Below are 9,966 nucleotides of genomic sequence, written 5' to 3' on the forward strand. Positions count from 1 at the left end.
CTCCACCAAGGCAGCCGCCTTTTCGAAATAGGGGATGGCGTCGGCGATCCGCCCCTGACGGAAGATCAAAAACGCACCCTCCTTGTTCACCTCCCAGGACTCCGGATCGAGCCGCAAGGCGGTTTCGAGCTGACGGTTCGCCTCGTCGATCAGGCCGTCGTGCTGAAGATAGCGGGCCTTGACGCAGTGCGCCTCTGCCACGCTGGAATCGATGGAGAGCGCGCGCTCGGCCGCCTCGCGTCCATCCTCGGGTTTGCCGTGCCAGAAGCGGAGGTCGGTCTGCGCAAGCGCCATAAGCGCCCAAGCCTGGGCGTATTCGGGATCGACGGCGATCGCCTGGCGGCACACGCGGATGACCACCACCGCCCTGCGTTCATCAATGTTGTTCCCGTCGATCCAGTGGCGGCGCGCCAGCAGATACAGGTTGTAGGCGTCGGAACTGGTCGTCCCGCGCCGTTCGATCGCCTTCTTCTCCTGGGGCAGGAGCTTCAGTTGTAACGCCCCGACGATGGCCTTGGAGATTTCGTCCTGGATGGCGAAGATGTCGGTCAGGTCACGGTCGTATCGATCGGCCCAGACCTGGTGGCCACTGGCACACTCGGTCAGCTGGGCGTTGATCCGCACGCGCGTGCCCGCCTTGCGGACACTGCCTTCCAGGACATGGGTGGCGCCATGATCGCGGCTCAGGGCGCCAAGATCGACCGGCTTGCCCTTGAGCGAGAAGGCGGTGTTGCGGCCGATGATCGTCAGCGCCGAGACCTTGGACAGATCGGTGATGATGTCTTCGCTGATGCCGTCGCTGAAATACTCCTGCTCGGCATCCCCGCTCATGTTCACGAACGGCAGCACGCATACGACAGCGCGCCGCTCCGGTTGGCGTGAGGGGGCGGACCCGGGCGCCGCGTCGATGGAGCCGACGAGCGAGGCAATGCTGCTTGCCACCTTGGCCCAGCCCGGCCAGCTGGTGTCGCCGGTCCAGCCGAACAGGTCCGCGCACTGGATCTGGTTGAACGGCATGGGCGGCACCGAGCCGTCCAAGCTCACCTGAACAAGCGTCCCCAGTTCGCGCGCGGCGTCGGCCTCGGCGCGTACCCATTGCGAGCGGACGGCGTCGTTGGACCAGAGGACGAGCACCGCCTTGGCCCCCTTGATCCGTTCCTCGATCACATCGCTGTAGGCGCGATGGGCGGGTAGTTCGTCGTCGCGCCATACGGCGTAACCGGCCGCCCGTAGCGCATCTCCGGCCTGCCTCGCGAGCGCCTCGTTGGGACGGGCGTAAGAGATGAAGATGTCCGACATCAGGCGTCCTTCGCCCGGATCGCTTCGGGACCGTCGGTGACTTCGAGCCTGGCCCTGGCGGTGGCGACCATGGACTTGAACCGGGGATGATCGCGAAGCCGGTTCATGTCCGGATCGACCTCGGCGTGCTCTATCTGACCCCTGTTGGCCTGGTCGAAATAGGAGGCAATCAGGTCCAGCGCCCCTTCGTCGTCATTAAGATAAGCGGTGAGGCAGCAGGCGAGATTGTATTTCTGCAGGATGTTGTCGGGGTCGATCAGCATCGCGCGCGCGATCCATTCCTTGGTACGCGCGGCCTCGCCCATGACGGCCAGGGCCCCTGCGCCCAAGCCCAGCGCCTTAGAGTTTGTTGGGTCCTGGGCCAGAGCACGCTCGACCCGGGCAAAGGTGGTCTTTGCGGCGCGGAGTAGGGAGTCCTGATCCTTCAGGGCCCCGTAGCAGGTCATCAGCATGCCGGCCGAGTGGTAGTCGCCCTCCACCAAGGCAGCCGCCTTTTCGAAATAGGGGATGGCGTCGGCGATTCGCCCTTGGCGGAAGAGCAGGAACGCGCCTTCCTTGTTCACCTCCCAGGACTCCGGGTCGAGGCGCAAGGCGGTTTCGAGCTGGCGGTTCGCCTCGTCGATCAGGCCGTCGTTCTGAAGATAGCGGGCCGCGACGCAGTGCGCCTCGGCGAGGTTCGGATCGATCGCGAGGGCGCGCTCCGCCGCCTCACGTCCATCCTCCGGCCTCGCGTGCCAGAACCGGAGTTCGGTCTGGGCCAGCGCCATCAGCGCCCAGGCCTGGGCGTACTCGGGATCGACGGCGATCGCCTGGCGGCACACGCGGATGACCACTTCGGCCCGCCGGTGATCGTTGTTGCTGCCATCGACCCAGTGGCGGCGCGCCAGCAGATATAGGTTGTAGGCTTCAGGACTGGTGGTCCCGCGTTGCTCGATGGCCTTCTTCTCCTGAGGCAGGAGTTTGAGCTTCAGGGCGCCGACGATGGCCTTGGAGATCTCGTCCTGGATGGCGAAGATGTCGGTCAGGTCGCGGTCGTAGCGGTCGGCCCAGACCGGGTCGCCGGCCTCTCCGTCGACAAGCTGGGCGGTGATCCGCACCCGGCCGCCCGCCTTGCGCACGCTGCCTTCCAGCACATGGGTCACGTTCAGTTGACGCGCCACGTCCTTCACGTCGATGGTCTTGCCCTTGAAGTTGAAGGCGGTGTTGCGGGCGACGACCGACATGGCCGAAACTTTGGACAGGTCGGTGATGATGTCTTCGCTGATGCCGTCGCTGAAATACTCCTGCTCGCCGTCCCCGCTCATGTTGATGAAGGGCAGCACGCAGATCGCCGCCTTGCGCGGGGCGGCCGAGGTCTTTCCCGCGCCGGATTCCGAACCCCGGCTGCCCACCAGGGAGGCGACGCTGCTTTCGACCTTCACCCAACCGGGCGCGGTCAGGTCCCCGGTCCAGCCGTAAAGGTCGGCGCACTGGATCTGGTTGAACGGCATGGGTGGCGGAACGCCGTCGATGCTGAGCTGCACCAGTGTGCCGGCCTCGCGCGCCACATCCGCTTCGGCCCGGACCCATTGCGAACGGATTGCATCGACCGACCAGATGACGACTACCGCCTTGGCAGACCTCAGTCGCTCTTCGATGACTTCACCGTAAGCGCGGTGGGCCGGAAGCTGATCGTCGCGCCAAACGTTATAGCCGCTCGAACGCAGTGCCTCGACTACGATTCTAGCCTGCGGTTCCGTCGATCGGGCATAAGATACGAATACTTCGGACATTGTTGGTCAGCCACCACCCTGAACGGTCTCTAGCCAACATCGGTATGGCCAGCAAGGCGAGGGGGTGTAGTCAGTCGACCTCGTCGGTGTTGTCAGACCAAATTCACCGTGGGCTAACCGGGCCCCGATAGTCGGCGCAGGTGGCCAGGCCCGAGACGCGGCCTGACCTATTCCGGTGGTTCGGCTCCTCGCCTTTGTCCTGGCACAACTCCACAAGGCACGGCGACGGCGAGTTTCGGCTCTGGACTCAACGAAGGACGCCCGGATCGCGGGAGCTCCCCCAAGCGGGAGCCACGGGTGAGCCCGCCGCTTGCGGCAAAGCCCGATCCGCTCCACAACCCCATCCGTGAAGGCGGTCCCCGCAAGGGGCCAAGAGGGAACGGGGTGATGTGCTTGCGCACGGACTCCCCGGCTGTGCCCGCAACTGTGAGCGGTGAGGACCGCGTCCGTCCGCCTCGGCTTTGAGGCGGCGCCACTGGGAAACCGGGAAGGCGAGGGCGGGGTCCGGCGACCCGCAAGCCAGGAGACCTGCCGTCTTCCGTCGCTCGTCCGTGGCCCGGGTCCAGGCCGTCGGCGCGGGATGGCGCGCGCGCCCTCCGTCGCAGCGACTTGGCTGAAAACGGAGGACGACCATGCGAACCCTGTTGCTCACATCTGCGGCCATCGCCGCGCTGAACCCTGCCAACGCCCTGGCTGCGGAGGTCGGCGAACTCATCGTCACCGCCACCCGGTTGGAAAGCCGCATCGACCTGGTCACCGGCGCCCGGGTGATCGACCGCGCCGAACTGGAGGCCCGCGGCGTGGCCTTCGCCGCCGACGTGCTGGCCACGGTTCCCGGCGTCGGCGTCACCCGCAACGGCGCCTTCGGCGGGATCGGCGCGATCCGCATCCGCGGCGCCGGCGCCGACAAGACCCTGGTGCTGGTCGATGGCGTGCCGGTGGGCGACCCCGCCGACCCCGGCGGAACCTTCGATCCGGCCTCCCTGCAACTGGCCGACCTGGAGCGCATCGAAGTGCTCTCGGGACCGCAAGGGTCGCTGTGGGGCTCCGAAGCCATCGGCGGCGTGGTGGCCTTCACCACCCGCGAGCTTTCCGGCTGGCGGGCGCAGGCGGAGGCCGGGTCCTTCGCCACCGCCCGCGGCTTCGTCGCCGCCGGCGTCGCGCGAGAGACACATGCGGTGGGCGCCAGCCTGGCGGCCTTCCGCACCGACGGGGTCTCCAAGGCCGACCTGGGGACCGAGGACGACGGCTTCGAGACCGTCACCGCCAACCTGGGCGGCCGCCTGCGGCTGTCGCCGGCCCTGCAGATCGACGGCCGCGCGCGCTACACGCAAAGCGACATCGAGATCGACGGCTTCGCCCCGCCCAGCTTCCAGCTCGGCGACACCGCCGACCGCAACAAAAGCCGCGCCTGGTCGGGCTTCGGTCGCGCCACGCTGGACGGCGGCCTTGGCTTCACGCACCGCATCAGTTTTTCGGCCTATGATATTGTTCGGGAAAATCTTTCTGCCTTCCCGTCGCGCTTCGAGGCCGACCGCCAGGTGCTCCGCTGGACCGCCGAACGCGAGGGTCTGGTGGTGGGCGCCGAACGCCAGGCCACCGACGCCGACCTGGCCGGCCGGCCCAGCCTCGACCTCTCCACCACCTCGGTGTTCGCCGTCGGCCGCCGCACTTTCCAGGCCCTGACGGTGACCGCCAGCCTGCGTCACGACGACCCCGACCGCTTCGGCTCCCGCACCACCGGACGCCTGTCGGCGGCCGCGGCGCTGCCGGCCGGCTTCACCCTGACCGCCGCCGCCGGCCAGGGCTTCAAGGTCCCGACCATCAGCCAGATCATCTGCGATTTCTGCTTCCCGGCCGGCCCGGCCCTGACCCTGAGGCCAGAGCGCGCCGAGGGGGTCGACCTGCGCCTGGGCTGGACGTCGCCACGGGTCACCGCGGCGGTCACCGGCTATCGCCTGTCGGTGCGCGACCAGATCGCCTACACCGCCGGCCGCTACGTCAATATCGCCCGCACCCGATCCACCGGCCTGGAAGCCGAGGCGGAGGTCCTGCTGGCGCCGTCCCTGACGTTGAAACTCGCCTACGCCCGGCTGGACGCCATCAACGCGGCCTCCAACGCCAGCCTGATCCGTGTCCCCGACCATTCCGCGGCGGCGAGCCTGTTCTGGTCGCAGGGTCCGTGGAGCGGGGCGCTCACCGCCCGGGCGGAGTCCAGCCAGACCGACACCGCCCGCGACGGCTTCAGCCGGGTGCGCCGCCAGGGTTTCGCCACCGCCGACCTTGCGGCCGCCTACGCCGTCAACCCGCGGGTCAGCCTGACGGCCAGGATCGAGAACCTGTCGGACGCCCGCTACCACGAGACCTTCGGCTACGGCGAACCGGGCCGGGCGGTCTATCTCGGCGTGAGGCTAAGGAACTAGGCAGGATTTCGGAAAAGTGGTCGCCGGTTTTCCGATGAAAATCCTGCAAAAGCAAAAGACCTGAGCAGGGATGCGTTGGGCGACCAATGAGCCCCTGCTTAGGCGGCGGCCCAGGCGCGCGGGTCGAGGGCGGCGGGGTCGTCGATGGCCATCTCGTCCCAGTCGAGGTCCGGCGGTGGGCTCAACGCGGCGGCCACCACCGCCGACATCTCCGCCGCCGAGGCCACGCCCACCAGCACCACGGAGGCTTCGGGACGCGACAGGGCGAAGCCCAGCGCCGCCTGCAGCGGGTCGGAGCGGCCCTCGGCGATCAGCCGGCGGGCCCGGGAAATCCGGCCCGCGGCGGCCTTCAGGTGATGCGGCGCCCGGTCGGGCGGCAGGAACAGCAGGCCGTTCAGGAAGATCGAGCGCAGGTGCACCTCGATGCCCATGCCGGCCAGTTCGGCCAGGGTCCCGTCGATCAGCATCCGCTGGTCGAGCAGCGAGGCCGGCGCCTGCACCACGTCGGGCTTGAAGCGCTTGGCGAAGCCGACGGGATCGTCGGAGGAATAGGCCGAGACGCCGATCTTCTTGGTCAGGCCCGCATCGCGCAGCGCGCGCAGCCGGTCCCAGAGCTGGGGGCCCAGCGGCGAGAACAGGTCGGTGACCGAGGGCGCCAGGATGGCGTCCACCTGGTCGACGTTCAGCCGGCGGAGCTGGGCGCGGATCTCGCCCTCGGCGAAATCGGCGCCGCGGTCGGGGCGCACGGTGGTGATGGTCAGGCGGAACGGGTTGGGCCGGGGCAGCACCTGGCCCAGGGTCACTTCGGCGGACGGCGCATGGCGGCCGACCTCCAGCACGCCCAGGCCTGAGCGGGCGGCGATCGACAGGATATCGCGGGCCTCGGCGTCGCGCGGCCGGCCGCGGACGGCCGTCTGCTGGTCGAGGCCGAACTGGCCGGACCCGAGGCCAAGCTTGGTGAGCGGTGAGGTCATGAAGGGGCGCAGGGCTTTATATGGTCCGTATGAGCCGCCATCTTGGACCGACGATCGCTAAGAAGACGTATCCATGACCTTTCGCGGGAGTTAAGGCGCAACCGGCATGAGAGACCCGCTTCCCGAGTGGCCGCTGTTCGGCATGACCGACGATGTGCGCCCCGCAATGCGGGCCGCGCGGGCGGCGGGCGAGGCCTGCGCTCTGGCCACCCTGGTGGCGGTGGAGGGCGGCGGGCCCCGGCCGGTGGGGACGCAGATGGTCTTCGCGCCCGGTATAGCCGCGGGTTATTTTTCCGGCGGCTGCGTGGAAAGCGACGTGGCCGACCACGCCGCGGCCTGCCTGGATGACGGCGAGCCCCGTCGGCTGGTCTATGGCGAGGGCAGTCCCTGGCCGGACATCCAGCTGCTCTGCGGCGCCCGCATCGAGATCTTCGTTGAGCGGGTGGCGGCTGACGACCCCGCCTTGGCCGAACTGCTGGCCGCCCGCGACCAGCGCCGGCCGGTGACCTGGGTCAGCGACGGCCGCCGCCGCGTCTGCGCCCCGCAAGTGCAGCCTTGGGAAGGCGCCATGGTGCGCCGCCACGACCCGGTCGCCCGCCTGGTGGTGGTGGGGGGCGATCCGACGGCCCTGGCTATCGCCCAGCTCGGCGCCCAGGCCGACTTCGAGACCACCCTGGTGCGGCCCAAGGGCCCGGAGGCGCCGCCGCCGATCCCCGGCCTGGCCTACAGCCGCGCGGAGCCGCAGGCCGCCCTGGCGGCCATCGGGATCGACCCCTGGACCGCCATCGCCATCGCCACCCATGACCTGGAGACCGACCGCGCCGCCCTGCGGGTCGCCCTGCCGTCGCAGGCCGGCTACGTGGGCCTGCTGGGCGCCCGCAAACGCCTGGCTGAGCGGCTGGGCCAGCTTCGCGCCGAAGGCATCGCGCCAAGCGCCATCGCCCGCCTGCACGCCCCCATCGGCCTCGACATCGGCGGCAAGGCGCCCTGGGAAGTGGCGGTCTCGGTGATCGGCGAGATCATGGCCCAGCGTTATGCCCGGGCCAGCGGCAGCACCTCGACGACCTCGCCCTCGGCCGCCGCCGGCGCCCCCGACAGCCGCCGCAACAGGGCGTCGGAAGCGGCGAAGACGCTGACCAGCGAAGAATCCTGATCGCGGTAGGGGCGCACGGTGACGGCCCCGTTGGCGTAGGAAAGCTTGGCCCGCATCCAGTGTTCGCGGGGACCATTGGCCGGTAGGTCCTGCGCCAGCCGCGCGGTCAGGGTCACCGGATCGGGGGCCGCGCCCTGATAGGCGTTGAGGATGGGGCGCAGGAACATCTCGGCGCAGACGAAGGCCGAGGCCGGATTGCCCGGCAGGCCCAGCAGCCGCCGCCCGTTCCCCAGCACCCCGAAGAAGGTGGGCTTTCCCGGCCGCACGTTGACGCCGGCGACCCGAAGCGACAGCCCCAGCGCCTCGCCCGCCGCCCGCACCAGGTCGTGGTCGCCCACGGAGGCGCCGCCGACGGTGACAATCAGGTCGGCGTCGGCGTCCCGCAGGGCCGCGATCACCGCCTCCAGGTCGTCGCGCACCGGCTTGGCGCGGACTGCCTCCGCGCCCCAGCCGGCGATCATGGCGGCCAACGCCGGAACGCCAGAATCGTAGATCTGAAACGGCCCAGGCTGCGCCGGCGCCTCGACGATCTCCTCGCCCGTGGAGATCAGCGCCACCCGCGGCCGGCGATAAGCCCGCAGGTCGGCGCGGCCCGCCGAGGCGGCCAGCGACAGCCGCCAGGGATCGATCCGCACGCCCCGGGTCAGCAGGACCGCGCCGGCCTTGAAGTCCCCGCCTGCGGGACGGACGTGATGGCCCACGGCCGTCTCGGGAACGCGGACGCCATCGCCCTCGGGCTGGGCGTCTTCCTGGATGACGATGCTGTCGCAGCCCTGCGGCACGGCCGCGCCGGTGAAAATCCGCACCGCCTGCCCCGCCTCGACCCGGCCCGCATGGCCGTGGCCCGCCGCGCTCTCGCCGACGATCCGCAAGCACCCCGGCGCATCCGCGGCGCGCACCGCCCAGCCGTCCATGGCCGAGGCGGCGAACGGCGGCTGGTCGCGCACGGCGCTCACGTCCTCGGCCAGCACCCGGCCGATGGAATGTGCAAGGGGGACCGTCTCGGCAGGCAGGGGCTCGATCTCCGCCAGCATGCGGGCCCGCGCCGCGTCCACCGCCAGCAGCTTCATGCCCGCCAGTCGCCCGACTTGCCGCCGGTCTTTTCCAGCAGGCGAACCGCCTCGATGACCATGCCCTTCTCGGCGGCCTTCAGCATGTCGTAGAGCGTCAGGCAGGCCACGCTGACCGCGGTCAGGGCCTCCATCTCCACGCCGGTGGGCGCCGTGGTCCGCACCCGGGCGGTGACCGCCAGGCCGCCCTCGGCCGGCTCCACCCGCACCTCGACCTTGGACAGGGCCAGGGGATGGCACATGGGGATCAGGTCGGCGGTCTTCTTGGCCGCCATCACCCCGGCGATCTCCGCCACGGCGCGCACGTCGCCTTTCCTGCCGTCGCCCGACAACGCCAGGGCCAGGGTCTCCGGGGTCATCCGCACGAAGCCCGCGGCCAGCGCCTCGCGGGCGGTGGGGGCCTTGTCCGAGACATCGACCATCCGCGCGCGGCCGGTCTCGTCCATGTGGGTCAGCTTGCTCACGTCTCCAGCAGCCGCGGCATCAGCTCGACCATGTTGCAGGGCCCGTGGCGGCTGTCGAGCTGGGCGGAGATCACCTTGTCCCAGCCGTCCTTCACCGCGCCGTTGGAGCCCGGCAGGCAGAAAACGAAGACGCCGCGGATGATCCCGGCGGTGGCCCGCGACTGCAGGGTCGACAGCCCCACCGACTGGTAGCTCACCAGGTGAAACACCACCGAGAAGCCGTCGATCTTCTTGTCGAACAGCGGCTCCAGCGCCTCCGGCGTCACGTCGCGCCCGGTGATGCCGGTGCCGCCAGTGGTGATGATCGCCTCCACCTGGCCGGCGTCGATCCAGGCGTTCACCTGGGCCCGGATGGCGGTGACCTCGTCGGGCACGATGGTCTTGCCCACCAGGTCATGCCCCGCGCCGGCGATGCGCTCGGCCAGCACATGGCCGGAGGTGTCGCTTTCCTCGTCGCGGGTGTCGGAGACGGTGAGCACCGCCACCCGGACGGGCTTGATCGCCCGGCTTTCGTCGATCCGGCCGCCGGGGGTGAGCACGGGCGCATTCATCGGGAGGTCTCCTTGTCCCAGCGGGCGATATCGGCGTGGTCCTGCGGCCGGGGCTCGACCCAGCGGGCGCCGGCGGGACCGTGCTCCTTCTTCCAGAAGGGGGCGCGGCTCTTCAGGTAGTCCATCAGGAAGTCGCACGCCTCGAAGGCCTCGCGGCGGTGCGCCGCGGCAGTGGCCACGAAGACCACCGGCTCGCCGGGCGCGATCTTGCCCACCCGGTGGACGACTGTCAGGTCGTGCAGGGAAAAGCGGCCCCGGGC

8 protein-coding genes, 1 pseudogene and 1 riboswitch are annotated in these 9,966 nt (G+C 69.9%); of the genes and pseudogenes, 2 read left to right on the top strand and 7 right to left on the bottom strand.

Annotated elements, in window-relative coordinates; all coding sequences use genetic code 11:
- Together ACLL81_RS08090 and ACLL81_RS08095 are read right to left on the bottom strand one after the other, a co-directional pair.
- Positions 1-1,299 (bottom strand): TIR domain-containing protein (locus ACLL81_RS08090; protein WP_411287839.1); only part of this gene is annotated, 1,299 nt, incomplete at its 3' end.
- Entirely contained in the window at positions 1,299-3,071 is a 1,773-nt protein-coding gene (locus ACLL81_RS08095) for a TIR domain-containing protein (RefSeq protein ID WP_411287840.1), read from the bottom strand. The genes ACLL81_RS08095 and ACLL81_RS08090, both read right to left, overlap by 1 nt.
- 336 nt (positions 3,072-3,407) lie before the next feature.
- Positions 3,408-3,622, top strand: a riboswitch (cobalamin riboswitch).
- Between the two features lie 81 nt (positions 3,623-3,703).
- On the opposite strand from ACLL81_RS08095, the gene ACLL81_RS08100 reads away from it, so the two are divergent.
- Positions 3,704-5,494 carry a TonB-dependent receptor plug domain-containing protein gene (locus ACLL81_RS08100; RefSeq protein WP_411287841.1) on the top strand — a complete coding sequence of 597 codons (1,791 nt, stop codon included), beginning with the start codon at positions 3,704-3,706 and terminating at the stop codon, positions 5,492-5,494.
- 98 nt (positions 5,495-5,592) lie between these two features.
- Here the strand turns inward: ACLL81_RS08100 and ACLL81_RS08105 are convergent, their stop codons facing one another.
- Positions 5,593-6,468: a bifunctional regulator KidO gene (locus ACLL81_RS08105; protein WP_411287842.1), complete on the bottom strand. Its 876-nt coding sequence runs from the start codon at positions 6,466-6,468 to the stop codon at positions 5,593-5,595.
- A 166-nt stretch (positions 6,469-6,634) separates the two neighbouring features.
- Here ACLL81_RS08105 and ACLL81_RS08110 point away from each other — a divergent pair.
- Positions 6,635-7,477, top strand: a pseudogene (locus ACLL81_RS08110) (XdhC family protein); the annotation flags it as partial.
- Between the two features lie 23 nt (positions 7,478-7,500).
- Here the strand turns inward: ACLL81_RS08110 and glp are convergent.
- The 4 genes from glp to ACLL81_RS08130 all read right to left on the bottom strand — a co-directional run.
- The gene (glp, locus tag ACLL81_RS08115) at positions 7,501-8,691 is read right to left on the bottom strand and encodes a gephyrin-like molybdotransferase Glp (RefSeq protein ID WP_411287843.1); all 1,191 of its coding nucleotides are present in this window, start codon (positions 8,689-8,691) and stop codon (positions 7,501-7,503) included.
- Positions 8,688-9,155: a cyclic pyranopterin monophosphate synthase MoaC gene (moaC, locus tag ACLL81_RS08120; RefSeq protein WP_411287844.1), complete on the bottom strand. Its 468-nt coding sequence runs from the start codon at positions 9,153-9,155 to the stop codon at positions 8,688-8,690. Before moaC ends, glp begins: the two co-directional genes overlap by 4 nt.
- Complete coding sequence (gene moaB / locus ACLL81_RS08125) at positions 9,152-9,706, bottom strand: molybdenum cofactor biosynthesis protein B (protein WP_411287845.1); 555 nt, start codon at positions 9,704-9,706, stop codon at positions 9,152-9,154. Before moaB ends, moaC begins: the two co-directional genes overlap by 4 nt.
- The coding region (locus ACLL81_RS08130; protein WP_411287846.1) for a molybdenum cofactor biosynthesis protein MoaE at positions 9,703-9,966 on the bottom strand (264 nt) is incomplete at its 5' end. The genes moaB and ACLL81_RS08130, both read right to left, overlap by 4 nt.

The sequence above is a fragment of the Phenylobacterium sp. genome (genome assembly GCF_046590535.1).
GTDB lineage: Bacteria > Pseudomonadota > Alphaproteobacteria > Caulobacterales > Caulobacteraceae > Phenylobacterium.

Coding starts and splice junctions, on each gene's coding strand:
- moaB (WP_411287845.1), bottom strand. CDS start 9,706: ATGAATGCGCCCGTGCTCACCCCCGGCGGCCGGATCGACGAAAGCCGG.
- ACLL81_RS08100 (WP_411287841.1), top strand. CDS start 3,704: ATGCGAACCCTGTTGCTCACATCTGCGGCCATCGCCGCGCTGAACCCT.
- ACLL81_RS08105 (WP_411287842.1), bottom strand. CDS start 6,468: ATGACCTCACCGCTCACCAAGCTTGGCCTCGGGTCCGGCCAGTTCGGC.
- ACLL81_RS08095 (WP_411287840.1), bottom strand. CDS start 3,071: ATGTCCGAAGTATTCGTATCTTATGCCCGATCGACGGAACCGCAGGCT.
- glp (WP_411287843.1), bottom strand. CDS start 8,691: ATGAAGCTGCTGGCGGTGGACGCGGCGCGGGCCCGCATGCTGGCGGAG.